Source organism: Salinibacter altiplanensis (assembly GCF_002894645.1).
In the GTDB taxonomy this organism is placed as follows: domain Bacteria; phylum Bacteroidota; class Rhodothermia; order Rhodothermales; family Salinibacteraceae; genus Salinibacter; species Salinibacter altiplanensis.
The window spans coordinates 1-26,389 of record NZ_NCQY01000017.1 but is presented as its reverse complement, the minus strand read 5'-3'; the positions used below and the strand labels follow the sequence as shown (position 1 = coordinate 26,389).

The 26,389-nt window shown below is 66.1% G+C and carries 24 protein-coding genes, 1 tRNA gene and 1 pseudogene; 8 read left to right on the top strand and 18 right to left on the bottom strand.

All coding sequences use genetic code 11. The features are described 5' to 3' along the window. Nucleotides 1–16: 16 nt before the first annotated feature. Complete coding sequence (locus B7R93_RS07395) at nt 17–880, bottom strand: hypothetical protein (protein WP_198598620.1); 864 nt, start codon at nt 878–880, stop codon at nt 17–19. 313 nt (nt 881–1,193) lie between these two features. Between B7R93_RS07395 and B7R93_RS07390 the strand changes: the two genes are divergently transcribed. Beyond that, nucleotides 1,194–2,978 (top strand): SLC13 family permease, encoded by a 1,785-nt coding sequence (locus B7R93_RS07390; protein ID WP_103020181.1) that lies wholly within the window; start codon nt 1,194–1,196, stop codon nt 2,976–2,978. 9 nt (nt 2,979–2,987) lie between these two features. Here B7R93_RS07390 and mscL read toward each other — a convergent pair whose 3' ends face one another. Together mscL and sucB are read right to left on the bottom strand one after the other, a co-directional pair. Then, nucleotides 2,988–3,461 carry a large conductance mechanosensitive channel protein MscL gene (gene mscL / locus B7R93_RS07385; protein ID WP_103020167.1) on the bottom strand — a complete coding sequence of 158 codons (474 nt, stop codon included), beginning with the start codon at nt 3,459–3,461 and terminating at the stop codon, nt 2,988–2,990. A gap of 53 nt (nt 3,462–3,514) precedes the next feature. Then, a complete protein-coding gene (sucB, locus tag B7R93_RS07380) occupies nt 3,515–5,323 on the bottom strand; it encodes a 2-oxoglutarate dehydrogenase, E2 component, dihydrolipoamide succinyltransferase (protein WP_103020166.1) in 1,809 nt (602 codons plus the stop codon). 354 nt (nt 5,324–5,677) lie between these two features. Here sucB and B7R93_RS07375 point away from each other — a divergent pair, with 354 nt between their 5' ends. Then, on the top strand, nt 5,678–7,807 hold the full coding sequence (locus B7R93_RS07375) for a sodium-translocating pyrophosphatase (RefSeq protein ID WP_232798152.1): 2,130 nt from the start codon (nt 5,678–5,680) through the stop codon (nt 7,805–7,807). An 87-nt stretch (nt 7,808–7,894) separates the two neighbouring features. On the opposite strand, the gene pth is transcribed toward B7R93_RS07375, so the two are convergent. The 5 genes from pth to B7R93_RS07350 all read right to left on the bottom strand — a co-directional run bounded on the left by pth (nt 7,895) and on the right by B7R93_RS07350 (nt 11,983). Continuing rightward, entirely contained in the window at nt 7,895–8,458 is a 564-nt protein-coding gene (gene pth, locus B7R93_RS07370; protein WP_103020165.1) for an aminoacyl-tRNA hydrolase, read from the bottom strand. A gap of 101 nt (nt 8,459–8,559) precedes the next feature. Next, the gene (locus B7R93_RS07365; RefSeq protein WP_103020164.1) at nt 8,560–9,252 is read right to left on the bottom strand and encodes a 50S ribosomal protein L25; all 693 of its coding nucleotides are present in this window, start codon (nt 9,250–9,252) and stop codon (nt 8,560–8,562) included. A 218-nt stretch (nt 9,253–9,470) separates the two neighbouring features. Next, on the bottom strand, nt 9,471–10,418 hold the full coding sequence (locus B7R93_RS07360; RefSeq protein ID WP_103020163.1) for a ribose-phosphate diphosphokinase: 948 nt from the start codon (nt 10,416–10,418) through the stop codon (nt 9,471–9,473). A 49-nt stretch (nt 10,419–10,467) separates the two neighbouring features. Then, nucleotides 10,468–10,538 (bottom strand) — tRNA-Gln (locus B7R93_RS07355). 161 nt (nt 10,539–10,699) lie between these two features. Then, nucleotides 10,700–11,983, bottom strand: coding sequence for an eIF2B alpha/beta/delta subunit family protein (locus tag B7R93_RS07350; protein WP_103020162.1), 1,284 nt, complete (start codon nt 11,981–11,983; stop codon nt 10,700–10,702). 162 nt (nt 11,984–12,145) lie between these two features. Here B7R93_RS07350 and B7R93_RS07345 point away from each other — a divergent pair, with 162 nt between their 5' ends. Both B7R93_RS07345 and B7R93_RS07340 read left to right on the top strand, forming a co-directional pair. Next, nucleotides 12,146–13,570, top strand: coding sequence for a tetratricopeptide repeat protein (locus B7R93_RS07345; protein WP_103020161.1), 1,425 nt, complete (start codon nt 12,146–12,148; stop codon nt 13,568–13,570). 163 nt (nt 13,571–13,733) lie between these two features. After that, nucleotides 13,734–14,357, top strand: coding sequence for an outer membrane beta-barrel protein (locus B7R93_RS07340; RefSeq protein WP_103020160.1), 624 nt, complete (start codon nt 13,734–13,736; stop codon nt 14,355–14,357). Between the two features lie 51 nt (nt 14,358–14,408). Here B7R93_RS07340 and B7R93_RS07335 read toward each other — a convergent pair whose 3' ends face one another. The 8 genes from B7R93_RS07335 to aat form a co-directional block, all read right to left on the bottom strand. After that, nucleotides 14,409–14,714, bottom strand: coding sequence for a NifU family protein (locus B7R93_RS07335; RefSeq protein ID WP_103020159.1), 306 nt, complete (start codon nt 14,712–14,714; stop codon nt 14,409–14,411). Nucleotides 14,715–14,860: 146 nt separating this feature from the next. Continuing rightward, nucleotides 14,861–15,985: an Mrp/NBP35 family ATP-binding protein gene (locus B7R93_RS07330; protein ID WP_103020158.1), complete on the bottom strand. Its 1,125-nt coding sequence runs from the start codon at nt 15,983–15,985 to the stop codon at nt 14,861–14,863. 343 nt (nt 15,986–16,328) lie between these two features. Beyond that, entirely contained in the window at nt 16,329–17,291 is a 963-nt protein-coding gene (locus B7R93_RS07325) for a Ppx/GppA phosphatase family protein (protein WP_232798151.1), read from the bottom strand. A 5-nt stretch (nt 17,292–17,296) separates the two neighbouring features. After that, nucleotides 17,297–18,139, bottom strand: coding sequence for a 50S ribosomal protein L11 methyltransferase (gene prmA, locus B7R93_RS07320; protein WP_103020156.1), 843 nt, complete (start codon nt 18,137–18,139; stop codon nt 17,297–17,299). Nucleotides 18,140–18,143: 4 nt separating this feature from the next. Continuing rightward, nucleotides 18,144–18,899, bottom strand: a complete 756-nt coding sequence (gene ubiE / locus B7R93_RS07315; protein ID WP_103020155.1) for a bifunctional demethylmenaquinone methyltransferase/2-methoxy-6-polyprenyl-1,4-benzoquinol methylase UbiE — start codon at nt 18,897–18,899, stop codon at nt 18,144–18,146. A 395-nt stretch (nt 18,900–19,294) separates the two neighbouring features. Continuing rightward, complete coding sequence (gene pfkA / locus B7R93_RS07310) at nt 19,295–20,278, bottom strand: 6-phosphofructokinase (RefSeq protein ID WP_198598619.1); 984 nt, start codon at nt 20,276–20,278, stop codon at nt 19,295–19,297. Between the two features lie 73 nt (nt 20,279–20,351). Continuing rightward, entirely contained in the window at nt 20,352–21,317 is a 966-nt protein-coding gene (locus B7R93_RS07305; protein ID WP_103020153.1) for an N-acetylmuramoyl-L-alanine amidase-like domain-containing protein, read from the bottom strand. Between the two features lie 37 nt (nt 21,318–21,354). After that, nucleotides 21,355–22,035 (bottom strand): leucyl/phenylalanyl-tRNA--protein transferase, encoded by a 681-nt coding sequence (gene aat / locus B7R93_RS07300; RefSeq protein WP_103020152.1) that lies wholly within the window; start codon nt 22,033–22,035, stop codon nt 21,355–21,357. Nucleotides 22,036–22,194: 159 nt separating this feature from the next. On the opposite strand from aat, the gene B7R93_RS07295 reads away from it, so the two are divergent. Both B7R93_RS07295 and B7R93_RS07290 read left to right on the top strand, forming a co-directional pair. Beyond that, nucleotides 22,195–22,710 carry a biotin/lipoyl-containing protein gene (locus tag B7R93_RS07295; RefSeq protein ID WP_232798150.1) on the top strand — a complete coding sequence of 172 codons (516 nt, stop codon included), beginning with the start codon at nt 22,195–22,197 and terminating at the stop codon, nt 22,708–22,710. 25 nt (nt 22,711–22,735) lie between these two features. After that, the gene (locus B7R93_RS07290; RefSeq protein ID WP_103020150.1) at nt 22,736–23,743 is read left to right on the top strand and encodes an SDR family oxidoreductase; all 1,008 of its coding nucleotides are present in this window, start codon (nt 22,736–22,738) and stop codon (nt 23,741–23,743) included. A 91-nt stretch (nt 23,744–23,834) separates the two neighbouring features. Here the strand turns inward: B7R93_RS07290 and B7R93_RS07285 are convergent, their stop codons facing one another. Next, a complete protein-coding gene (locus tag B7R93_RS07285; protein WP_103020149.1) occupies nt 23,835–24,038 on the bottom strand; it encodes a hypothetical protein in 204 nt (67 codons plus the stop codon). A gap of 649 nt (nt 24,039–24,687) precedes the next feature. Between B7R93_RS07285 and B7R93_RS07280 the strand changes: the two genes are divergently transcribed. After that, entirely contained in the window at nt 24,688–25,113 is a 426-nt protein-coding gene (locus B7R93_RS07280; protein ID WP_232798149.1) for a DUF4864 domain-containing protein, read from the top strand. A gap of 210 nt (nt 25,114–25,323) precedes the next feature. Further along, nucleotides 25,324–25,977: a class I SAM-dependent methyltransferase gene (locus B7R93_RS07275; protein WP_103020180.1), complete on the top strand. Its 654-nt coding sequence runs from the start codon at nt 25,324–25,326 to the stop codon at nt 25,975–25,977. A gap of 174 nt (nt 25,978–26,151) precedes the next feature. On the opposite strand, the pseudogene B7R93_RS07270 reads toward B7R93_RS07275, so the two are convergent. Next, nucleotides 26,152–26,389 (bottom strand): annotated as a pseudogene (locus B7R93_RS07270) (methyl-accepting chemotaxis protein); the annotation flags it as partial.

The window sequence follows — 26,389 nt, the reverse complement described above, 5'->3', positions numbered from 1 at the left end:
GGACAGTGAGGAGGGCTTAGGAGGCAAACAGGGTGCCCACGGCGCTGAACGTACTCGTGAAGAGCCCCCTCTTCGCGCTCTCCCGGCGCTCTTGCAGAAGCTCCGCCTCGTCGGCATCGGCGGGTGGACCGCTCCGAACCTGAATGTCGGCTCCTTCCTGGGCCGCCGACCGGGTCATCGTGACGCCCTGGGTCCAGAGCTGATGGGTCGGGGTCGTGTAGAGGGCGAGGTGCTGCACTGGCAGCTGGACCCGCTCTAGGGCCAGCGGGTCGGGGGCCGTGTTTCGAATGCGGAGCGGGGTGACCGCCCGGTGGAGGCGACGGGGCAGGCGGTCGAGGCGGAGCCACCCGGCGGTACGGGTCGCGTAGCAAAACTCGCCGTCGGTGGTAGTGGCTCCGAACCAGGTGTCCGACATTCGGAACGAGGGAATCTCTTGCAGCTTCCGGTCCGAATCGGGGAGCACAATTCGAATCCAGAGGGCGGTGCTCAGGTACAGCGTCACCGACTCGTCGGGCGGCACGTACAGCGGATGCTCCGGCCGCGATACGACCGGGCGGTCGGCCAGGGCCGGCTGCAGTGAGATGCGCGGGTCCGTCTCGCCGAAGCTGTAGCGATTGGTGTGGAGTGTCTCCTCATCCTCCGTGTCGAGAACATCGGCTAGCTCGTCTTCCGGAAGCGGCACCGTTACCTCGCTCCGGTCGGCCAACGGGTCGGGGGCCTCGGGGGGGGAGGACCACCGGTGAATGATCCGCCACTCGCGGTCGGTCCGGTAGAGCCAGAGCGTAGACGGGCCCACGGCCCACCGTCCTCCGGTCTCTACGTCGAGGGACACCGTGCCCCACCACGGGGGCGGTTCTAGATCGGGCTCGGAAGGTGCCATGGCGTCCGGTCGAAGATCTGTGAAGGATGCGAGGGGGAAAAGCAGAGCGGTCTTCGAAAGCGGAGTGCCCAACGACAGGATGCCAAAATTAAAGACGGAGGTGCCCGTGGGCAACCGCGGGGCAATGGGGGCGAGGGACCCAGATTACCACAAGATTGGAAGGATTTTGGGGAGTGCAGGCCCACCGGTTGTGTCTTTAGTCCGGTCTCATCACCATGCATGTGCACAGTTCTCATCTCCCCATCTCGATCCGGCCCCAGCACTCGTGTCCTCGCTTCTCCTCGCCCAGGCGGCGCTCGCATTTACCCCCGACATGCTCGTCGTGTTGGGACTCATCGCAGTCGTGCTTGTCCTGTTCCTCACGGAGGTGATCCCGATCGACATGACGGCCCTCGGGGTCATCGTGGCGGTCGTGCTGCTGGAGCCGTGGACGGGGGTGGGGCCGGCGGATGGGGTGGCGGGCTTTGCGAGCCCGGCGACCATCACGGTCCTGGCCATGTTTGTTCTGAGCGAGGGGGTTCGGCGCACCGGGGTGCTCCGGCGGGTGGGCAACTGGATCGTCGACTGGGCGAAGGGCAGCTTCTACAAGCAATACGGGGCGCTCGTGGGGCTCTCCGGTGCCTCGGCGGGTGTGATCAACAACACCCCGGTCGTGGCCATGATGATTCCGATGGCCATCAACATTGCACGGAAGACGAAGATGTCGCCGTCGAAGCTGCTGATGCCCATCTCGTTTGCATCGATGCTGGGCGGAATGCTCACGCTCATCGGGACGTCGACCTCCATCCTGGCGAGCGATGTGAGTGCGCGCCTGATCGGGCATCCGTTTTCGATGTTTGAGTTTACGGCGCTGGGGGCCATCGTGCTCGTGACGGGCGTGGTGTATCTGCTCACTGTGGGGCATCGTCTGCTCCCCGAGCGCATCCGGCCGGCGAAGGACCTGACTGAGGAGTTTGAGATGAGTGACTACCTGACGGAGGTCGTCGTTACTGAAGGCTCCCCGCTCGTCGGAACGACCGTGCGGCAGGCGCTGGCTGCGCTGGACTTAGACATCGACATCGTGCAGATGCGCCGCAATGGAGAGGCGTTCGCCGCCCCGCTCGGGCCCAAGCAGTTTCGCTCTGGCGACGTGCTGCTGCTCCGGACGAGCCGCGACGCGCTAGTGGAGCTGATGCAGACGCAGCGGCTGGAGCCGGTCGTGCACACGAAGATTACGCAGGAGGACGTCGAGATTGAGCAGGAGAAAGAGGTGCTCCTCGAGGTGGTGCTGCTGTCGGACAACCCGCTCCTCGGCGAGACGCTCCGCTCCGTGCGGTTTGCGCAGCGGTACGACGCCCTGGTGCTGGCGATTCGCCGATCCGGGACGCTGCTCTACGACGAGATCGACGCGATGCCGCTGCGCGGGGGCGACACGCTCCTCGTGCAGGCCTCCGTCCCGGCCGTGGAGCAGTTCGAGCGGAACCGCACGTTCGTCGTCGTTCAGGATGAAAATGAGAGCTCGTCCCGCAGTGAGAAGCTCCCGTTTGCACTCGGCATCATCGGGCTCGTGGTGGGGCTCGCCGCCCTGGAAGTGATGCCGATTCTCGTGTCGGCGCTGGGCGGCGTGGTGGCCATGGTCGCCACCGGCTGCGTGCGGCCCACCGAGGTGTACGAGGCGGTGGACTGGAGCGTCATCGTGCTCCTGGCGGGCCTGATCCCGCTGGGAATGGCGATGGAGCGGTCCGGCACCGCGGCGTACCTGGCCCACGGCGTAGCCCAGTTGTCGGAGGGCCTGCCCGCCTTCGCCCTGCTGCTCGTCTTCTACGTCTTTACCAGCGTCGTCACCCAGCTGATCAGCAACAATGCCAGCGTCATCCTGATGATTCCGATGGCCGTGGAGGCGGCCCAGCTGACCGGGGCGGACCCGCTCTCGTTCGTTCTGGCGGTCACGTTCGCCGCGAGCGGGGCCCTGCTCACGCCCATCGGCTACCAGACGAACCTGATGGTGTACGGCCCGGGCGGCTACCGCTTTACCGACTTCCTGCGGATGGGCGCGCCGCTCCAGGTCCTGCTTGCCCTCGTGACCTGTGGCGGCATCTGGCTGCTCTGGGGGGTGTGAGTCCAGCGGCTACGCGGCCTCGGTGGGCTCCGGGGCCGGAAGGTCCGAGGTGCAGTGCGGACAGCGCGTGGCCTGGATGGGCACGTCTGAGACGCAGTGCGGGCACTTCTTGATCGACTTCGGAGGGGGCGGGCCTTCGTCGGGCTCCCGCAGCTGGTTGACGTAGCGCACCATCAGAAAGACCGCGAACGACACGATCAGGAAGCTGATCAACGCGTTGATAAAGACGCCTACATTGATCGTGACGGCCCCGGCGTTCTGGGCAGCCTGGAGGGTGGCATAGGGCGCCTCGGGCGTCCCTTCCTGGAGGACGACGAACAAGTTTGCAAAGTCGACCCCGCCGGTCAGCAGGCCGAGCGGCGGGGTGAGGATGTCGTTGACAAGCGACTGTACGACCGTCCCGAACGCCGCGCCGACGATGATGCCCACGGCCATGTCGATGACGTTGCCGCGGAGGGCGAATTTCTTGTACTCCTCGAGCATGGCGGGCCGGCCGGTGGATCAGGGGAGAGGGGGCCCTGGACGAGAGGGGCCCTCTAGAACAGATCCTGGTCCTTGGAGAAGGACTCCAGCTCCGTCACCACGCGTTGCAGGAAGCCGGATCCCATGGCCCCGTCGATGATGCGGTGGTCGTAGCTGAGGGAGAGGTACATCATGTGGCGCACGGAGATGGCGTCGCCGAGGCCATCGTTTTCCACCACGACGGGTCGCTTCTGAATGGCGCCGGTGGCGAGGATGCCCACCTGCGGCTGGTTGATGATGGGGGTGCCCATCAGGGAGCCGAGGGAGCCGATGTTGGTGACGGTAAAGGTGCCGCCCTGCAGCTCGTCGGGCTGGAGCTCCTTGTTGCGGGCACGGTCGGCCATGCTTGCCGCCGTGCGGGCCAGGCCCGTCACGTTGTAGTCTCCTGCGTTGCGGATCACCGGGGCGAGAAGGCCCTTGTTGCCGATGGCGACGGCGATGCCGACGTGGAAGTCGTGCTTGATGACAATCTTGTCGCCCTCCACGCTCGCGTTGAGCAAGGGGTGTTCCCGAAGTGCCTCCACCGCGGCCTTCACGAAGAAGGGCGTGTAGGTCAACTTCACGCCCTCCCGCTCCAGGAAGGCTTCCTTGTTGGCTTCTCGGAGCCGGACGAGCCCTGTCACGTCGGCCTCGGCGAAGGAGGTGACGTGGGCGGACGTGGCCTTCGACCGCACCATGTGCTCGGCGGTCATTTTGCGCATCCGGTCCATCGGCTGCACCTCGATGCGGTCGCCGTACTGCTGGCGCAGCGCCTCGTCGCTCGGGCCGTCCTCGACCGTGTAGTCGCCGCGGGCGGGTGGGCCCTCATCGGACCGACTGGGGCGCGGTGGGCGCTCGGGGGCGGTCGCGGGGGCTGCGGGTGCTTCCTCCCGCTCCTCGAGGTACGCGAGCACATCCTCCTTCGTCACGCGGCCGCCCCGGCCGGAGCCCTCCAGCGCCTCCAGTTCGCTCATGGGAAGGCCTTCCTCCTTCGCAATCGAGCGCACGAGGGGCGAGTAGAAGCGCCCGTCGTCGCCGCGGCGCTTGATCGTCTCTTCGGGGGGGCGCTGCGGCTCGTCGGGATCCCGCACGGCGCCGTCGCCGGAGGGGGACGTGGAGGGCAGCTCTGCCTCGTCGGTCTCTGGGGCTGCCTCCTGGGTCTCGTCGGGCGCCTCGGACGCGGGAGGAGTCACCGATCCGGCCTCTGCCTCCGAGGCCAAAAGGGCGACGACCGTGCCGACCTCGACGGTCTCGTCCTCCTCCACGAGCTTCTCGGCGAGCACTCCCTCCGCGGGGGAGGGCACCTCCGTGTCGACCTTGTCGGTGCCAATCTCCAGAAGGGTCTCGTCGATGGCCACCTCCTCCCCGATGTCCTTGTACCAGGCGACGACGGTGCCTTCGGTGATGCTCTCGCCCATCTTGGGCATCACGACCTCCACCTCGTCGGCGGACGGGGCCGGTGTCGCGGCCTCTTGCTCGTCGTCTTCGGGGGCTGCGTCGGCCGCGTCCGCCTCCGTCTCTGCCTCCACCTCGGCCTCTTCTTGTTCGGCTGGCTCCTCGGTGGGAGACGGAGCGTCGTTGGTGCTTCCTCCGGCGGCCTCGGGCTCGGTTTCGAGGGTCGCGATGATGGTCCCGACCTCCACTGTGTCTCCCTCCTCGACGAGCGTCTCCGCAAGCACGCCGCCTTTGGGGGAGGGCACCTCCGTGTCGACCTTGTCGGTTCCGATTTCGAGAAGAATCTCGTCCTGGTCCACCTCGTCGCCGGGCTGCTTGTGCCAGGCGATGACGGTGCCTTCGGTGATGCTCTCGCCCATCTTGGGCATTTCAACGTCAACGTGTGCCATGATTTCGGTCGTGTGCCGTGCAGTGAGAGTGCGGGGTGGCGGTCGAAAACAACGCCGTGGAAGGACTTCCAATGTAGGCAAGGACGCCCACGAATCAAATTGTGGGGCGGCCCTGACGGGTGGGGAAAATGGGAGGACGCGGAAAGAAACGATGGCAAAAAACGGAAGAATCAGCGCTGACGGTTGCGTTCTTCGTCGCCAGCAAACATTCTAAGGGGCCTATTACAGCGTAACGGCTCCCGACCCCCAGAGGCGCGGGCATCGCTCCTGTGCGCTCGCCGCCGAGTGTCTCATTCTGGACGGGGGGCCTGTCTTTTGTCGCGTTCGAGAACCGATCACAGCCTCTCTTCTGTCGTGAAGCAGCTTGTTGTTGCCAACGCTCCCCTTATCGCGGGCATTGCCTCGCTCCTTTCGCTTGCCTTTGCCTTTTACCTCGTCCGGTACATCCTCCGCCAGGACGCCGGCAACGAGCGCGTGCAGGAATTGTCCCGCGACATCCAGGCCGGGGCAAAAACGTTCATGACCCGTGAGTTCCGGTACCTGTCCATCTTCGCCGTCGTCGTGGCGGTGGTGTTGTACTCCATGCCGGAGACGGGCCTCCCCACCACGATTGGGTTTCTCGTCGGGACGGGGGCCTCGGGGCTGGCCGGATGGATCGGGATGTGGATCGCCACCAAGTCCAACGGACGCACGGCCCACGCTGCGCAGACCAGTTTTGCCAAGGCGTTGAACATTGCCTACTCGGGCGGGTCCACGATGGGCTTCTCGGTCGTGGGGCTCGGGCTGCTGGGCCTGGCCGCCATCTACGCCCTGTTTCCGGAGCACAGCCACGCGTGGCTCGGATACGCCTTCGGGTCCTCCTGCGTCGCACTGTTTCTACGGGTGGGGGGCGGCATCTACACCAAGTCGGCCGACGTGGGGGCCGACGTGGTGGGCAAGGTGGAGGCCGGCATTCCGGAAGATGATCCTCGCAACCCCGGCGTCATCGCCGACAATGTGGGCGACAATGTGGGCGACGTGGCCGGCATGGGCTCGGACCTCTACGAGTCGTACGTGTCGGCGGTGGCGGCGACCATGTTCCTCGGCGCGGAGGTCGACTTCGCCGCGGCGTTCCCGGGCCTTGGGTTTGAGAACCTGGGCCTTATGATCGCCTTTCTGTTCGGGGTGCTTGGCATCGTGTCCTCCATCATCGGGTACTTTTTCGTGAACGCTGGAGACGGAGCCGACGTCTCCTACGAACAGCAGGCCGCCAACGCCCGCTCGGCCCTCAACCAGGGGACCACCGTGGCGAACGTTCTCACGAGCCTGCTCGCCCTCGGCCTTATTTTCTGGCTCATTCCGGGCGGCGAGTCGGCGGCGGTCGTCATCGACGACGCGGCGGCTACGATGGACGTGCGGTGGGCGCTCTTCCTCGTTCTGCTGGCCGGTCTGCTCACGGGGGTCGTCATTGGGAAGGCAACCGAGTACTACACCTCCGAGTACGGCCCCGTAAAGCGGATTGCGGAGTCGGCCAACACGGGTGCCGCCACGACGATCATCGAGGGTCTGGGCACCGGCATGGTGAGTACGGTGGTGCCAGCCCTGGCGGTGGCCCTCGCGACCCTGCTGGCGTATCATCTGGGTGGCCTCTTCGGCATCGCCCTCGCCTCGCTTGGCATGCTGCTTACGCTCGGCGTGGTGCTCTCGACCGACGCGTACGGGCCGATTACCGACAACGCACAGGGCATTTCGGAGATGGCCGACCTCGGCCAGGATGTGCGGGAGCGCTGCGAGGCGCTCGACTCGGCCGGCAACACGACGGCGGCCATCGGCAAGGGCTTCGCGATCGGCTCCGCGGCGCTGGCCGCCCTCGCGTGGCTGGCCACCTACTTCTCGGAGGCGGCCGCGCAGGACCTGCTGTCGCTGGAGGCAGGGGTCAACCTGATGAACCCCGCTGTGCTGGTGGGCCTGCTTCTGGGCGCGATGCTCACGTTCTACCTGGCCTCCGTGGGCATCCACGCCATCAGCCGGGGCGCGGCGGCCGTCGTCACCGAGGTGCGGCGCCAGTTCGACGAGATCGAGGGTGTGCGCAGTGGCGACACGAAGCCGGACTACGCCCGGTGCGTGGACATCACGACGACCGCGGCCCTGCGCGAGATGATGCTGCCGGGCGTCGTCGTTCTCATCGCGCCGGTCCTCGTTGGTGTACTGCCCGGGCTGGGTGTCGAGGCGCTGGCGGGCCTGCTCGCCGGTGTGCTCATGGCCGGCTTCCTGATGGCCATCTTCATGTCCAACGCCGGAGGGGCTTGGGACAACGCCAAGAAGTACATCGAGTCCGGCGTGCACGGTGGGAAGGGCAGCGAGGCACACAAGGCCTCGGTCGTGGGCGACACGGTGGGCGACCCGCTGAAAGACACGGCAGGGCCTTCGCTCAACGTCCTCATCAAGCTGATGGGGAAGGTGGCGGTTATTTTCCTGCCCCTCTTCGCCTACCTGCTGGGCTAGCGCATCCTCCCATTCTGTGTCCCTCTGTCCCCCGGCTGGGCTTCCGGTCGGGGGGTTTTGTTTGGGGCCCACGCCGGCGGCGACGCGTCAGTTGAAGCGATTCATCGCCGCATCTATGTCGTCCCGGGCCATCGTCAGGACGGCGTCCTCGGCGTCCTCGCGGGCCGACCGGGCCGCCGGGTGCTGTTCCTCCGTGAAAGGGGAGAGGACGTAGTCGGACTGGCGGCCGTCGGGAAAGTCGTCGCCGATGCCGATGCGGAGGCGCGAAAACTCGGTGGTGCCGAGCCGCTGGGCGACGTGCGCGAGGCCGTTGTGTCCTCCGCTGCTGCCCGCAGGGCGGAGCCGAATGGTGCCGACGGGGAGGTGTAGGTCGTCGACGATGACGAGCAATCGGTCGAGGGGAAGGTCGTAGTAGTCGTGGAGTCCCGCGACCGCGTCCCCGCTCCGGTTCATGTAGGTGAGCGGCACGGCCAGCCCGATCTTCTGATCGGCGTGGCGGCCCCAGCCGACGAGCGCATCGGACTCGTGCTGGAGCGAGATGTCGAGGCGCCCGGACAGCGCGTCGATGACCTGATGGCCCACATTGTGACGCGTGTCTTCGTACTTGGCGCCCGGATTGCCAAGGCCAATGGCGAGGAGGGAGGGGGACATGCGAGCTGGAAGGGATGGAGAGACAAACAGAAAAGGGCGACCGGTGTCGGCCGCCCTTCTCGAGAATCGGATGGAGGAAAGCCCGGATGCGGGACCAGCGTCTACTGGAACTCTTCCGCGCCGTCCTCGGCGGCCGTGTCTTCGCCCTCGACGGCCTCGCCCTCCTCGGTCTCGGCGGCTTCGCCCTCCTCGGCAATCTCGTCCTCGGCGAGTTCGTCTTCCTCTTCTTCGGCCTCGGTCGTGGGCTCGGTCTCGATCTGCGGAGCCACCACCGTGACGAGCGTCTGGTCGTTCGACGTCTTGATCTTGTAGTCGGTCTCCAGGTCGTAGACGTGGAGCGAGTCGCCAATGATGAGCTCGCTGATGTCCACCTCGATCTGGGACGGAATGTTCTCGGGCAGCACCGAGATCGTGAGTTTCCGGGCGATCTGCTGCGTGTCCCCGCCGTTCTGTTGGCCGACCGGAATCCCGGTGTAGTTCAGCGGGACCGTCAGCGTCACCTCATCGCCCTCTTCGAGCGCCTGAAAGTCGGCGTGCAGGGGCCGGTCCGTGAGCGGGTGCAGGTCGTAGTCCTTCAGGATGCAGTGCCACGTGCTTCCGTCCACGTTCACCTGGGCCACCGGGGCCGAGCGCCGATAGATCAACTTGTTGAGGGCGGCAATCGGGATCTGCAGCGGCGTCGACTCGACGGTGCGCCCGTACAGGACGCATGGGACGCGGTTGTTGTTGCGAACCTCGCGGGCGGCTTTCGAGCCGGTCTCGCGCGGCTGGGCTTCGATGGCAGGGACATCCATGATGGGAGGGCGATCCGGTGAAAAGGGCGACAGCAACCGGGATCGATGCCCGGCCGCCTCTCTATGCAGAATATATGCTAGATTCCCCCCCACGTTTGGTTCCGAGAAGGCGGCGCCGATTCAAGCAAAATAGACGCTGAGGGCCTTGGTCGGCACTGTGGCTCGCGCCAACGGCCCTTCAGATGAGATCGGGGGCCTTCGCCGGTGGGGGGACACTGCTACTCAGTGAAGAGTGTAGAGACCGACTGGTCGGTATAGATGTGACGGATGGCCTTGGCGAACAGGTTCGACACGCTCACGACCTCGATGCAGTCGGATGGACGGTCGAGGGGCACCGTATCGGTAATGATGAGTCGTTCGAGGGGGGAACTCTCGATGCGGTCGTAGGCCGGGCCGGAGAGGAGCCCGTGCGTACAGGCCGCCATGATCTTTAGGGCGCCATGGTCCTTGAGTGCCTTTGCGGCCCGGGTCAGCGTGCCGGCGGTGTCCACAATGTCGTCGATGATGAGCACGTCCTTGCCCTCTACGTCGCCGATGACATTCATCACCCGCGCTTCGTTTTGGCGGGGACGGCGTTTGTCGATGAGGGCCAGGTCCACGCCCAGACGCTGTGCGTAGGCGCGGGCCATCTTGAGTCCCCCTACGTCTGGGGCCAGCACGACGAAGTCGTCGAGGTCGAACTGGCGGACGTGATCGGTCAGGACGGTGGAGCCGTACAGGTGATCCACCGGCACATCGAAGAAGCCCTGGATCTGGGCGGCGTGGAGCTCCATGGTCAGAATCCGGTCCACGCCGGCAGAGGTGAGCATGTTGGCCATGAGCTTGGCCGCAATGGAGACGCGCGGCTGGTCCTTTCGCTCCTGCCGGGCATAGCCGAAATAGGGAATCACAGCCGTTACGCGTTCGGCCGAGGCCCGCTTGGCAGCGTCAATCAGAAGGAGCAGCTCCATCCAGTTGTCCGCCTTCGGATGGGTGCTCTGAATGAGGAACAGATCGGCCCCTCGAATGGACTCCTCAAACCGCACGTAGATCTCCCCGTCCGCGAAGTCGCGAATGCTGAGATCCCCGAGGGTTGTGCCGTATGCTTCGGCAATCTTGTTGGCGAGGGCCGGGTTGGAACGGCCCCCGAAGATGGCGACGCGGTTTTCATTGCTCGACGCACGCATGAGGGGGCGGGGCACCGGGGGGGCAGCGGTTGGGGGAGTAGAGATGAGGTTGCCCGGGGTGGATTCGAACCACCACTAACGGCTCCAAAGGCCGCTGTCCTGCCATTAGACCACCGGGCAAGGTGGGCAGTGAGGCTCTACGGTTGTACGCCGTTCATAGGGTAGAGAAAAACACGGACTGAATCAACGAGCCAACGGGGGATCAGTTCGTGAAGAGGGGCTGAGAAGTGACGGCCCACGGACGGGACGGCCCTCCCAAACCAACCCCTTAGACCAAGATGTCAGATCCAGGTGCGGAGTTTGGCAAGCTCCTCCGTTACGGTGTTGATCTCATCGGTCTCCAGCGTGCCCCGATCGGTGAGCAGGCCGCCGGTGATGAGGGCGGGAGGGGTGGTGTCGAACCGAGGCGACCACACCGCCACGTCCGAAGAGCCGTCGTACACGGTCCGGTCCGGGGCAGACTCGTCAGACGTATCGTCGTCTACCGAAATTTTGTCAACTGCGCACGCGGCGTACACGGGCACCTCGGCCCGACGCGCCGCGAGGGCAGCCCCGTACGTCCCTGCCTTGTTAACCACCGCCCCCGAAGACTGTATCGTGTCCGCCCCCACGAGCACGGCGTCGATGGTGCCCTCCCGCAGGCGATGAGCGACGGCGGCGTCGGGGAGAAGTGTCACGTCGAGGCCTGCCTCGGCGAGGTGCTCGGCGACGCCCACCCCCTCTTCCTCGGGGCCCGAGACGGCCACGCTGACAGTGGGGGACGGGTCGGCGGCCTGCAGGGCCGACAGCACGGTGCCGGAACGGGACAAGGTGAGCACGTGGGCTCCACGCACCTGCGCGGCCGCGGTCTCGGCCGCCGCCGCGTCGGCCGCCAGGGCGTCCTGGATGGCCTCATGGGCGTTGGTTTCGACCGCGTCAGGGGGAAGCTCCGGGAGGCTCGCGTGCATGGCACGGTGCAGCCGGTTTCCCATTGCCGCCATCGACGGCCGGGCCTCCAGCAGACGGTGGGCGGTGCCGACCAGGCGCCCCCGAGCATCCTCAATCGTAGAGGCCTCGGAATGGGCGAGCATGCCGGCCCGGTCGCGGAGTACCTCCAGGGCACGAATTGAGAGATAGGCCGACCCGTGCGTCGTGTCGTTCGTGACGCCGAGGATGGACGGCGCCACGCGGCGGTACGAGGTCCACAGGTCCGGCACCGTATCGCGCCGCAACAGTGCGGTGGGGGAGGCCCACTCGACCTCCTCGGTCTCCCAGTTCGTCTGGATCGATCGGGTGTCGACGTCGAAGAGGAACGGGTGCACCCGCCAGTGCGTCCCGTGGTCGTCATCCTCGACCGTGAACGCCGCCCCCTGCCGTTGGGGACGGACGTCGGTGTCACGCAGGCCCGTCTCCTCCTCGATCGTTTGCAGCGCAGACGCCGGCGGATCGTCGTCCTCGACGTGCCCGGCGACGGCGCCCCACCGGCCGGGATACGCGCCCACATCGTCGCTGCGGCGGAGAAGCAGCACGTTGCCTCGGTGTCGGAGGAAAACGGTGACGACGGGCGTCGGGGCGGCGTCGGGCATGGGGCGGAAGCCAAGACACGTGCAAGGAAACAACACGGCGAGATCACTCCCTCGCACGGGCCCCGTCGCTGAGCGATCCGCCCCTGAGGAAGGACGGTTGGAAATTTTGCGTTCGATTTCTACTATAAGAGTAGTAAAAAAAGAACAAAGAGGCCTGCTGCCATGTCGAACCCCCCCGGTCGTTTTTGGCTCCTGCTGGCCTGCGCCTTGGGCAGTGCCGGATGTGTTGCGTCGTCCCCCGATCACCCCGGAGGAACGTTGCCGGAGCGAGTTGCCCCGGCTCCCGACTCGACCCCCTCGGCGTCGGTTGACCGGGACACGGTGCGCCGTCCATCCGGTCGTGATGGACCGGTGCAGGCCCTGCGCGCCGCCTACATGGAGGGCGCCTACGACGCGGTGGTCCGTCGCATCCGCAGCCGACGACGCCACGACTCGCTCCGCGCCTCCGAAACGGAGGAGCTCTACGTCCTGCTTGGGCGGGCCGAGCAGGCACGAGGACGACACGCGGCCGCCGTGGACGCTTTCCGCGTGGCCCGACGGGTCGCCGGGGACGAGAAGCGGTCGACGGTAGCGATCGACCGGGCCCTTGGGGACAGCTACGCCGCGCTGTACCGGTGGCCGGAGGCGACGTCGGCGTTTGAGCGTGTGCTCGACGTGCGTCCCGATGACCGGACGGTCCGGCAGGCCCTCGGGGAGGTGTACCGACGCTCTCGGAAGTGGTCGGAGGCGCGGGCCCAGTACGCGCAACTGGTGCGTGCCGACTCCTCGAATGGGCGGTGGTGGATGCGTCTCGGGCAGTGCAATCGTGAGCTCAACCACACGGAGCGGGCGCGGCGCCACTTCAGGGAGGCCCACCGGCGAGTGCCGCGGTCCGCAGAGGTAGCGCTGTCTCTCAGTCGGCTGCACCGTGCAGAAGGGCATCCCGAAGCAGCCCGGCGCGTTGTGGACACCACCTTGACCCATCAGCCAGGGGATTCTCGACTGTGGCGCCGTCGAGCCGATCTCGCATTTGAGCGAGATGATCTTGAGAGGGCACGTCGGGCGTACGTGCGAACGCTTGCTACGGGCGACTCGTCGGCGACGGTATACCGGCGCATTGGTCTCGTCGACGTGCGTAGCCAGCAGTACGCCCAAGCCCTGCCGTTCCTTCGACGATCCCTGCGGCGCGACTCCAGTCACGCCCGTACGACTCTCTACCTGGGCGTTACGTACCTGCGGCTCGACAGCTTGCAACAGGCGGGCACATACCTCCAGAACACGATTGACCGGGAGGCGAACGGGCCGATCACGAAAGCCCTGGAGCACCAAGGGGCCGTGTACAGCCGACGTGGGAAGGTGTCCGCCGCGCTTGAGGCCTACAAAACGGCCCTTCGGCTGCGACCGGGGCGAGCAGAGCTTTACTTCCGCCTTGCGACGGTCTACGATGAGCACTACAGGGACAAGGTCCCTGCTGCCCGCTACTACCGCCGATTTCTCCGGGCAAACGAGGGGGCCCTTCCGGAGCTGCGCCGGTACGCAACGTCTCGTCTTGAGGCGCTCCGCACTGCCCTGCACATGCAGCAACGTCCCTCCGCGTCCAGTGAATGAGTGCCGGGATCTAGTCGCGCCGGGCCCTGTTAAAGATTGTGCAAAGCAGATCTTCCTCGGACACGATACAAAATGTCTGACGAGCATCCCGCCGCTGGGGCGACCGAGCTGTGCGCCCCGTCGACGTGTCGAAAAGCCTCCCCATAGTCCATCTCTCGGCTTCATGCGACGGACCGCTGTGCTTCTTGTGCTCTTCGGCCTCGTTTTCAGCACCAGCGTGTCGGCCCAGCCGGCGGTCTCCCTGCGTGGGAACGTGGGGGCGGCGTTCTTTCAGTCCCCTGAGGGCCTAGAGACCGTGTTGAACTCGGGGGTGGATCTGGGGGTTGAGGCCGGGGTAGAGGTGTATAACGGCCTGGAGGTCGTACTGCAGGGCAGCTACGACCGCTTTACGCTGAACAGCGACAACGTCGCGCTCCTAGACGAAAATCTATCGGTCGGGACGTCGGTGGACGGGGGCGCCCTCAATGTTCTGAACGGGACGGTGGGGCTGCGCTATACCCTCAAGAATCAGAGCAATGCCCACCCGTACGTGTCGGGGGGGATCGGTCTGTTCCGGACCAAGCTCGCGGAGGCGCGGGTCCCTCAGAGTGAAAACGTGCTCCCGGAGCGATCCACGAGGAACCGGGGATTCCACGTCGCGGTCGGCTCCAACTTCCGGGTTGACGAGACCTACGGCGTCTTCTTCGAGCCGCGGTACGTCGTCATCAACACCGGCGACTCGGACCTTGAGACGAGGACGTCGACCCGCTACGTGACTGTTCGGCTAGGGATGGACGTGCAGTTCTGAGCCGCGGGACGCAGGAGAGAAGACGTGGACGGAAACGGCGCGCAGTTTGGCTCACGCGGCCGCAGTCGCATTGACGGCTTCAACCCGCTTCACCTTCGGCACGGACCGCTTGAGGGCCTGCTCAATGCCAGCCCGTAGGGTCATGGTGCTCATGGGGCACGACCCACAGGCCCCGAGCAACTCCAACTTTACCACGTAGTCGGAGGTCACGTTCAGCAGCCGCACCGATCCCCCGTCCGCCATGAGGTAAGGGCGGATTGTGTCGAGGGCTTCCTCAATGTTGTCGCGCAGCTCCGGGTCGATGTGAGGGGGGGATTCGTCTTCAGTATCGGGAGACGAAGGCACGTCGTCGGACATAAGGCATCGGGGCGATTGCGTGAAGCGGCGTGAACCCGGACGTCATCATCTGCCAACTTGTAACGGACGGGCAGCCCGCGCGTTCGGACCGATTAGGTCACGATGCTGTCCGTAAGTGCCCTGACGCGGCGGCCGAGCACCCGCTCTCACTCGTAAAGGATTTCGATTTTCTGCGTCGGGTCGTCCTCGGCGTTGCGGAGAGCGACCTGCTCGGTAAGCTGGTCGGCAATCTCGGCGAATGCCTGGGTGGAAGCGCTGTCCGGGGCGGAGCGAACGATGGGCGTGCCCTGGTCGCTGCTCTTGCGGATCTCTTGTTGGATCGGCACCTCTCCAAGGAACGGCACGTCGAGCTCCCGGGCCAGTTCCTGGGCGCCTGCCCGGCCGAAGAGGTAGTACTTGCGGTCCGGCCGGTCGGGAGGAGAAAAGTAGGCCATGTTCTCGACCATCCCCACGACGGGCACGTTCACGTTGTCGAACATGGCCTTCCCTTTTCGCGCGTCGGCGAGGGCGAGGTCCTGCGGCGTGGAGACGATGACGGCCCCGGTCAGGGGAATGGTCTGCACGATGGTGAGCTGGACGTCGCCCGTACCGGGGGGAAGGTCGAGGATCATGTACTCGATGTCGCCCCAGTCCACGTCGCCGAGAAACTGGCGCACGGCCTTCGTGACCATCGGCCCGCGCCAGACGACGGCCTGGTCGGGGTCCACCATAAACCCCATCGACAGGGTCTTGATGCCGTGCTTTTCGAGGGGCACCATCTTGCGCTCGTCGTTAACGCGTGGCTTTTCGCCCTCCATGCCCATCATTTTTGGAATCGAGGGGCCGTAGATGTCGGTGTCCACGAGCGCCACCTCGTACCCTTGTTCGGAGAGGGACATCGCCAGGTTGACGGCGACGGTGCTCTTGCCCACCCCGCCCTTGCCGCTGGCAACGGCAATCGTGTTTTGCACGCCGTCCTCACCGCTCGTCTGTTGCTTCTCGCCGCCCTGATCGCCCACCATCACGTCGTCGCCCAGCGGGATCATTTCGCTGTCCACCTCCACGTCCACCGACAGCTCTCGGTTTACCTCCTCGTGCAGCAGGCGCCGGCAGGCCTCTTCGACCTGATTGGCGAAGGGCCCGTCCGGGTCCTTCACGACGACGGTAAACGAGACCTGCCCGTCCTCGATCGTGAGGTCCTTCACCATGTCGAGCCGAATAATGTCCTTGTCCTCTTTCGGGTGCTTGACCTGCCGGAGGACATCCAGGACGTCTTCGCGGACGACGGACATAGAGTGGGAAGAGCGATGCGGAAGAATACTAAAGCACTGCACTCCACCACAGGGACGGGTGGATGTTCCTCTCAACGACGGAGATTTCCGCTGAATTCCCTTATCTTGCAACGTCGGATTGTGCCCACCAGCGGCGTTGAGAAGGGGAACGCCTTGCGGTCATGAGTCCTGAATGCGGAGACCCGGGCCCGTTGGGGGCCGGGTTCAAAGTGGGGGCGGAGCGGGCTGCTGAAAACGAGGGCCTCGTTGGAGAAGTGAGGGCGCCCAGAACGACGAGAAATCAACCGGCAGAGCGCGGAGTGCGACGGGACAAGCGCGGTGGACGGCAATCGAGGGACGCTGATTAAGACGAGGGGGCCGGAGCCGAGGCTCGGAGGCGGAGGGCCAGGCCATGGCGCAGTTCGTAGGGGCTCACGCGAAGATCCTCCAGTTCGTAGTGGGCCAGGATGTGGCCGAGAAGAATCACGCCCATCGGGAAGACGTCGGCCCGACCCTCCATGGCCTCCGGGTGCAGCTCAAAGATCTCGTCGACGGTCTGCCTGAGGAGGCGCTCGCGCCAGCAGCGTATATCCTCCGAAGAGAGCACGACGCCGTCGCCGTGCAGCGCGTCCCCGGTACTGTCGGGGCCCGCGTGGACGAGTGCCAGGGCGGTGGCGGTGCCGGCCGTGCCGATGAGCGTGGGGGCGTCCCCCACTGCTGGCGCGCGGGCCGCGAGGGCCTCGTCGATGATCTGATCGACCGTCTCGACGGCGTCGTGGGAGGGGGGCTGCGAGGCGAAGCAGCGCTCGGTCAGGCGCACGCACCCCAGGTCGAGGCTGGCGTGATCCTGAATGGCGTCGGTGGGCGACGGGCGGGGCCGTGCCGGGTCCGTTCCGACGATGAGTTCCGTGGACCCGCCGCCCACATCGACGATGAGGCGCGGTTCCGACAGGTTGTCGAACGCTGCGCAGGCCGCCGCATAGCTCCACGTCGCCTCTTCGGTCCCGGAGAGAAGATCGACGGACAGTCCCAGGGCGTCTCGCACCGAGGCGAGAACGGCGTCCCGGTTCGCCGCGTCGCGGAGGGCACTCGTGCCGGCGGCCGAGAGCTGATCCACGCCGTACGCCCGGGCCACCTGGAGGTGGTCGCGCAGCGTATCGAGGAGACGCTCCCGCGCTTCCGGACCGATGCGGCCCCGGGCATCCACGCCTTCCCCGAGCCGTACGAACCGCTCGGCCGTGTGGAGGCGGTGCAGCCCTGTTTGGTCCCGCTCGGCCACGAGGAGCTGGGCCGTGTTCGTGCCGATGTCGATGGTGGCGAGGCGCATGGGCGTCAGGAGGATGGAGAAGGAGAGAACCGGCCGGCCCACCACCCGTCCTCCGCCGCCTCTGCGTTGAGAGAAAGGCCGTGGGACGCGACCGCATCGAGAATGCCGTCGCGGTGCGACTGGAGAATGCCGGAGAGGAGGAGGGCGGCGTCGGGAGCGAGGCGAGAGACAAGGGCCGGCATCAACTCCAGCAGGACGCGCCGCGTAATGTTTGCGGCCACGAGGTCGTACTGGGAGCCCGGTGCGACCTCTACAGATCCTTTCTGTACGGTCACACAGTCAGCCCCCTCGTTCCGGCGGACGTTCTCACGGGCATTGCGCACCGCGTCGGGATGGGTGTCCACCCCCAGCGCCGCCTCGGCACCGATGCGACAGGCCGCGATGGCGAGCACGCCGGTCCCGGTGCCCACGTCGAGCACACGATCGCCGGGGGCGAGGGCGTTGGCCAGCAGTCGCAGGGCCAGTCGTGTGGTGGCGTGGTGTCCCGTGCCGAAACTCATTTCGGGATCGATGCGGAGCACCGTGGCGTCGTCCCCGGCGGACGGTGGGTCTACCGAGGTGGGACAGATGAGGAACGGCCCGGCCCGGACAGGTGAGAGAGTCCCCTCCCAGACGGCGTTCCAGTTCTTCGATTCCAGGGACTGAATCGACAGTGCATCGGGATGACCGGCGTCGGCCAGGTGGGCCTTCAACCGCTTCGGGTCGACGGCGGCCCAGCGATCGGCCGGCACGTAGGCGCGCAGTTCGGTGTCGGTCTGCACGAAGCCGGTGGCGGGCTCTTCCAGCGCCGCCAGAAATGAGGCGTGCTCCGCGGGCGGAATGGTGAAAGCGAGTTCGAGCGTGTCCATTTCATCACGCAGGAGTCGTTGGGCTCCGCGGCACCCGCCCCGTGTAGAGGGAGGCGATGCCAAACGTAAGGGGCGTCCACGTCAGATCGACGAAGCCGGCCCCGTCCATCCGCCGGAGAAAGTCCACGCCGTCCGGAAACGCCGCGACCGAGCTGGGCAGGTACTCGTACGCGCCCTGATCCGGGCTCAACAGGCCGCCGATGCGGGGCAGAATGTGGCGGCTGTACCACGCATAGAGCTGTTTGATGGGCGTCGTGCGGGGCGTGCTGAACTCGAGCACGACGAGGGCGCCGCCAGGCCCCAGCACGCGCCGAATGTCGCCGAGCCCGGCATCGAGGTCCTCGAAGTTACGCACGCCGAACGCCACGAAGGCCGTGTCGAACGAGCCGTTGCCGAACGGCAGGTCGGCGGCGTCCGCCTTCTGGAGCACAATCCGGGAGGCAAGGCCCGCCTGCTCGATCTTCTCTCGCCCGCGGTCCAGCATCCTGGCGGAGAGATCGATGCCGATGGTCTCGCGGGGATGAAGGGTGCGCTGAACTTTGAGGGCCAGGTCGGCCGTGCCGGTCGCCACGTCCAGCACGCGCCGCGGCTGCTCGTCCCTCAGTGCCCGGACGGCTCGGGAGCGCCAGTACCGGTCGATGCCGGCACTGAGGACGCGGTTCAGGAGGTCGTAGCGGGGGGCCACGGCGTCGAACATCGTCTCCACGGCCTCCGCCTTGCCTTCGGCCTCGCCGATGGGGGGATGGGCGTGTTCGGACATCGGAACGGAGAAGGCTCGAAGCAAAGAGAGAGGGGGTGCTCGGCCGAGCAGGAAGCTGCCCCGCCAGCCCAGACAGGCCAATGCCCCGAACAGCACAGGGCCCACAAAGGGTCCGACGTGCAGCGGGGAGGGGCTCCCGAATGGCCTTCGTTTGCCGCGGGGCACTGAGGGGGCGCGCGGCCGGCGGAGGCGACCTGCGAGGAGGGATGGGGGGGATTTGTCATCTGGCATCTTGCGGAGGCGGTGCCGGGGCACGTCGTCCGGCACCGGACACGGGGCAACGAGGGGAATGCCTGGATTAGCGCCCTGACGGAGTACGGGAACGAAGCGACGACCACGCTCGGGTCCTGCTGAGGCTCGTGCGGAGCCACTCTAGAGGCATCACCACCATACGTTTAGCTCAGAATCTGCGTCAGCTTCAACAGGTCGTAGTCGATCGACTTGCGCCGGCCGTAGACGTTGTGCAGGGGGGTAAGCTTGATCTCGTTGTTGGTCACGCCCACCATCACGTCCGAGTGGCCGTCCATCAGAGACTCGACGGCGGCCACGCCGAGGCGGCTTGCCAGGACCCGGTCGCTGGCCGTGGGGGCCCCGCCCCGCTGGGTATGCCCGAGAATGGTGGAGCGGAGCTCGATGTCCGAGAAGGCCTCGTCGTCCCGCAGCGCACGCTCGATGCCCTGGGCCCCGCCTAGCTCGTCCCCTTCGGCCACGACCACGATGGTGGAACGCCGCTGGGCCGTCATGAGGGACAGGATGCGCTCCTTCACCATGCTCATCTCCGTGATGGTTTCGGGGATCAGGATCAGTTCCGCCCCGCCCCCGATGCCGGAGTTGAGGGCGATGAACCCGGCATCCCGTCCCATTACCTCCACGAGAAACAGGCGATTGTGAGCGTCGGCCGTGTCGCGAATGCGGTCGATGTTGTCGATGGCCGTGTTGAGGGCCGTATCGTACCCGATCGTTTGGTCGGTCCCGTACAGGTCATTGTCGATGGTTCCGGGGCAGCCCACTACCCCGAGTCCGTGTTCGTCACAGAGCTTCGACGCCCCCCGAAACGTGCCGTCTCCCCCAATGGCCACAAGCGCATCGATGCTGTTCTCGCGGAGGTTGTCGGCCGCCCGCTGCCGTCCCTCCTCGGTGCGGAAGGCCTCCGAGCGGGCACTCTTCAGAATCGTACCGCCCGACTGGAGAATGTTGGAGACCGAGCGCCGCTCCATCTCCACAAAGTCGCCCGCAATCATGCCCTCGTACCCGCGACGGATGCCCATGACCTCGATGTCGTTGGCGACGGCCGTACGGACGACGGCCCGGAGGCAGGCGTTCATGCCTGGGGCGTCGCCGCCACTGGTGTACACGCCGAGGCACTCGATGTCCTGCATAGTCGGTCGGGAGGGGATTGGTGAGCGGAAGGGAGAGACAGGTTGGCAGTGGGAAATGGCCCTGAGCTGGCCCTCACTGGACGGGCTGCGGGCGCGCCACCACCATACCGATCTGATGATCGATCGTCTGAACGTACCGTTGAAGATCGGGCGAAACCGTCACGCCGCCGGAGAGAGAGGCGTGCAGCAACCCGAACGTGTTGGGCCTGTCGTCGGGATGCGCATAGACGAGCCCGGTGTGGGCCACGTCGAGCCCATCGATCGAGGAGACGAGCGCCACGATGTCCCCGGCCCGGAGCTGATCATATACGGCACGGATCGAGTCCTGCGGCACATACCGCACCGGATTGCGCCGCTGTTTCGACTGCAGACGCGTCTCCATGTCCTGCACGCAGGCGAAGAGGCTGTCGTTGGTCGCGACCCGGTCGTACGCCGACCGGTGGGTGCTCATAAAGTCGAGCGTATCGCGCAGGGGACGCCCCCCCAACGCCGCGCCGAGCCGCTGCACACGTCCCCGCTTCGCATTGTTGGTGATCCACTCCGTAAAGTAGTGCAGCCGCCCACAGTAGCCCACCGACCCGCCGTCGCGGTACCGCTGCTCTGCGAGGCGCCCTGCGAAGCCGGCATATGTCGTGTCGGACGCCTGTGCGCTGCGGGCCAGGGCGAGGGCGGTCTCGACGAACGTCACGCAGTCGAATCCATCGAAACGAACGACGAGGGTCTCGGTCTCGGGGGCGTCGAGCGTGCCGGTGCGGTAGGGCCGCCCGTGGAAGTGACGCCCCACGTTCTGCATCAGCGCCCCGATCGAGCCGGCGTCGTCCCGGTGCGAAAGGGCCGTCTCCAGGGCGGCCTCGAAGCGATTGGCGGTCGTGTCCGGTGGGGAGAGCACGCTGTCCGAGAGGGGGGAAGGCGCGTCCGGCCATTGAGGCGAGGCCGCCTCAGTCGTCGTGTCCGACGTCGGCTGGCAGCCGGCCAGCAGTGCAAGGCCAATGAGCAGTTCCGGCAGTGCGGCGACCGAGAACCGGAGTGGCGAGGGCATGGGGAAAGGGAAAGAGACGGGCATGTCGAGTGCGATTTCACCCGTTTGGGGCGGACTCGTTTCCGGGCAGGGAGGAGGGCGCGGCGGGCAACTCGGACACGGGGGTATCGAGATCCGCCGCCTCGGCGTCGGCGAGGGGCCACCAGTCGGGGGCAACGTCGAGCGCCCGGATGAGCTTTTGCTCGAATGCGGGCCGTGGGACGGTCGTTACGCCGAAGCGCTCGAGGTGCTCGGTCGAGTACTGCGTGTCGAGCAGCGTAAAGCCGCCCGCCCGCAGCTGCCGCACGAGGTGGACGAGCGCCACCTTCGAGGCGTTGCTGACCCGGTAGAACATCGATTCGCCGAAGAAGGCGCTCTTGAGGCCCACCCCGTAAAGCCCTCCGGCCAGGTCGCCCTTCTGCCAGCACTCGACGCTGTGGGCGTACCCACGCTCGTGCAGTTCGGTGTAGACCCGAATGATCCGCGGCGTGATCCAGGTGCGGGCCCGGTCCGCACAGGCCTCAATGACGGACGTGAAGGCGCGGTCGGCGGTCACCTCAAACTCGCGCCGCCGCACGCGTCGACGAAGGGTGTGGGGACTGTGGAACGCATCGAGCGGAAGATGGGCTCGCGGATCGGGGGCGTGCCAGCGCACGATGCCGGTATCGTCGTCTCCCATCGGAAAGACGCCGCTGGCGTAGGCGCGGATCAGAAGGTCGGGCGTAAGGTCGTCGGGCATGGGCGGAGGGACAGCAAATGTAGGGCGTAGATCGCATGGCCGTATGTGCAGGCGGAGACAGGTGCTTCAGGGGCCGCCGTCTCGCCGTAAAACTATGCCCACCGGCGCGAGTTTGTGTCCCGCAATCGTGTTGCTTTGCCGCAAACAGGTGCCTCTCCCATGGACACTTCGGACGGTCAGGTCTACCGGGCGCTCGTCGACGATCGGGCGTTCGACATTGCACTTCAAGACGACCAGCTCGTCGTGGACGGCGAGGCGAAGGACTACACCTTCGAGGTGCTGCGGGAAGGCTACGTGTCGATGATCGTGGAGGGCACGAGTGTGCCCGTGTCGGTAGAGCCAACAGGGGAGGACACGTTGCGCGTGACGATCGATGGACGGCGCACGGAGGTGCAGGTGAAAGACGAACGCGACCTGCTCGTGGAAGAGTTTGGGCTCGGCGAAGACGCCGTGGCGGGGGGAGAGGTGCGGGCGCCCATGCCGGGCCTCGTGCTCGACGTGCTCGTGGAGGTGGGCGACGAGGTGGCGGCCGACGAAGGCCTTCTGGTGCTGGAGGCGATGAAGATGGAAAACGAACTCAAGTCTCCGTCCGGCGGCGTCGTGCAGGCCATCCACGCTGCGAACGGCGATGCCGTGGACAAGGACACGCTGCTGGTTGAAATCGAAGCGGCCTGACCCCACCGAAACTCGCTGTCGCCCCATGGCTCCCTCCGATCCCGTCGTTCTCGTTACCGGCGCCACCGGTTTTGTCGGTGCCGTGCTCACCAAGCAACTCGTCGATGCGGGGACCGACGTGCGCATCTTTCGGCGCGACGACTCCTCCCTCGCCCGCCTGGGCACGTACGCCGAGCGGGTCGACCACGCAGTGGGCGATCTCCGGCAGGCCCGGAGCCTGTACGAGGCGATGCGAGGGATCGATCGAGTCTACCACGTGGCGGCCAAGGTGAGCTTTGCACGGGGCGACCGGGCGGCCGTCCGCCGCGTCAACGCCGACGGCACGGCCCACGTCGTCAACGCCGCCCTGGAGGCCGGGGTCGACCGGCTCGTGCATACCTCCAGCATCGCGGCCCTCGGGCGCCCGCCCGAGCCGGACGGACTGATCGACGAGACGACTGAGTGGCAGGGCCTGCCCCACCGCTCTGCATACGCGCGGTCCAAACGCCGGGCCGAGCTGGAGGTGCACCGCGGCATCGCCGAGGGACTCGACGCCCCCCTCGTCAACCCCTCGCTGGTCTTCGGCGTCGGCGAGCCCGGCACCAATACGCGCCGCATCGTCGACGCGGTGCGCAGCGGCTGGCTGCTCGCCGTGCCGCCGGGCGGGACCAACGTGGTCGATGTGCGTGACGTGGCGGCGGGCCTCCGGGCCGCCATGCACAGGGGCGAGACAGGTCGTCGCTACTTCTTGGGGGGCGAGAATCGATCATGGAAGACGCTCGCCACGGTGCTCGCAGAAGAATTTGGGGTCAGGCCGCCGCGCTACACCGTGCCGCCGTCGCTCCTCAACGTTGGGGGGGCGCTGGCCGAGGGCGTCGCCGCACTCACCCGCACGCAGCCGGTTCTTGCTCGCACCACCGCCCGTACTGCTGCCCGTACCTACCGCTACGACAACAGCCGTGCCCGCACTGAACTCGGCTGCACGTTCCGGCCGTTTGAGGAAACGGCCCGACACATCGCCGATGCGCTGTCTGACGAGGTCCCGAACGCGTAGGGCACGCCCGAAAACGTCGATTCATCCCGAGGCCCCGTCGCGGGCCCGAGCGGGAGGCAGAGGCTCAGATGTTGGGGCACTCCGAACAGATTCACGACTCGTGCCCGGCACACTCGGGTGGGGAAGCGCCGATGAGGAAGCGGGATCCGGCCAGCGACGTAGCGGCGATCATGGTGAGTCCCCTGTGGAGAGAGACCGTCGCAACGCCCCCAGACATTCCTCCCAGTTCAACCGAGAAATTGATGAGGGGCACGTCGATCAGTAGGCCCAATGCGGCCAGTACGGTGCCGACCACGAGGGTGAGCCGGCAGCGTCGACCAACGCACGGAGCGGGTGGCTTCCTCGTTGAGGAGTCGTGATCCGGAGTCTCTGGTGCGAAGGAGGTCCGTCCGGGGGCCGGAAGGAGACGAAGGATGATTCGTCCCTTAGCACGGTCCTTGAGAAAGCGGGTTCGAGGCATCAGTGTCCAGAACCTGAACGTCGAGCTACGTTCGTACGCCGGGCGACTTCCGTCGGCCCGCCGGGGAATGGGGGGAGAAGGGCAGACGGATGCCTCCCAGATGTTACGGTTCTCCGATTCTTGCGCTCTCCCCCTGCCAATCCCGAAAGGACTTTCCCCAAGGGGTGTTAACGCAATCACATAGGTGTTCAAAAACCGACAAGACTCTTGCCCGGTCGTTTTGCTTCCGGTGTTGAAGTGGGAAAAGGTGAACGACAGGGACGTGCAGGATCATTAAGCAGCCCGACAGCTGAATTCCGATGCCAGTTGCTACATGCGTCGGGCCGATGTCTCCTCGACAGCTGCGTTCGCCATGCGTGTCTTTGCCCTGCCTCTGATTTCCCTACTCATCTTTGCCGTTCCATCGGGGGGCCCCGAAGATGTACGTGGAGATGTACGCCGGCCGGCTGCCCTCACCGCTCTGCCTGACTCGGATGCCGTACTCATGACTGCCCCTGCCGATACTCTTCCCGAACCGTCCCCGGCCCTGTCCCCGACGGAGGTTGTTCGCCTACAGGTCGAGGCGCTCGGGGACAACGACACGCCCCACGAGGACGCTGGGATTGAGGCGGCATTCAATTTTGCCTCTCCGGCCAACAAGCGCGCGACCGGTCCGCTTCGTCGATTCCGGCGACTCTTCGAGACGCCTGCCTACGGACCCATGATTGGCCACGATGGGGCGACCTATAGCCTGCCCGAGGTTGAAGAGGCCGTGGCCCGTATGGGCGTGATTCTCACCACCACACAGGGGACCCGTGTGGGATATCTGTTCCGCCTTTCGAAGCAAGACGGAGCCCCCCACGCGGACTGCTGGATGACCGACGCCGTTCAACGAGTGCCCGTCGAACAGGTCGACACCCAAGAAATCTGATCAATCAGGGGCGGCCCTGCCGGTCCCGCGAGGCCCCGGGTACTCTTCTCGGCCGGACGTGCCCCGTGACCAGAGGCTCGAAGACGAAAAAGAGGCGCCGGGTCCAGCCTCCCCCTACGTCTCATGGCACTCATCTCCGCGTGGGATGTCGGTCCCAACATTCGGTCCCAATATGTCGCCGTCGTTCACGAGGAAACTGTCTCGGTCTCCATGCCTGACTCGGTACTCTCGGAAGCGGAGCGCACGCAGCAGGACGAACGGTCCGACCGGTCGTTTTACCAGGAGCCGCGTCTCGTCCAGCACGTTGACGAGCAGTTCCGCGAATGCCTGACCGACCTCTATCGCCAGCATCTTCGGGCGGGGGATGATGTTCTTGACGTAATGAGCAGCTGGGTCTCTCACCTGCCCGAGGAACGAGAATTCGGACGCGTGGCCGGGCACGGGATGAACGAGGATGAGTTGGTGGCAAATGACCGGTTGACGGGATCCTTCGTGCAGGACCTGAATGAGACGCAGTGCCTTCCGTTGGAGACTGCGTCTTTCGACGCGGTTCTCTGCGCGGTGTCGGTGCAGTATTTGCAGCGTGCCGAGCAGGTGTTTGCCGATGTGGCCCGCGTCCTACGTCCGGGCGGGATCTTCATCGTGAGCTTCTCGAACCGGATGTTTGCCCAGAAGGCCATTCGGGCCTGGCGGACGGCCGCTGGCCCCGGACGCCTTCGGCTCGTGGAGCGTTATTTCGAGGCTGTTGAGGCCTTTCAGGGGCCGGCGACGGTCCGCGAGAGCCCTTCCGTGCCGCCCACTCAGCGGTTTTTAGGAGGGGCTCCCGACCCCTTTTACGCTGCGTATGCTCGAACGCAGGGATGATTCTGTGCGCGGTCGTTGGGGCTGCGCCCTGGCGGCTGTGCTTTGGGCCACAACACAGAGAACGGCCGCAAAGGGAGAGGCCGGCAGCCCAGTGCCACGGCATCACGACAAGCGGTCCCGCGGGGGGCTCCACTGTGGGAGGCCAACCCTCTCCGGTTCAGGCGGACGATGTTCCTACACGGGAGCATCCTCGCTCGGGTATCCGTCCCCACCGTATTCCTGAGGCCTCTCCTTTCCCGGCCCCGTCTCGCTTGCCTCAGCAGGGGCCCTCCCGGCGAGCGGTTCCGCCGGCGGGGCGGCCGCCTTCCCCTCCGTTTCGATCGCAAATTGCCGCACCGTCTCCTCCAGCTCCCCGCTGAGCTCTTCCAGCCGCCCGGCGGTGTCGGACACCTGCGTCACGCCGGCCGCCGAC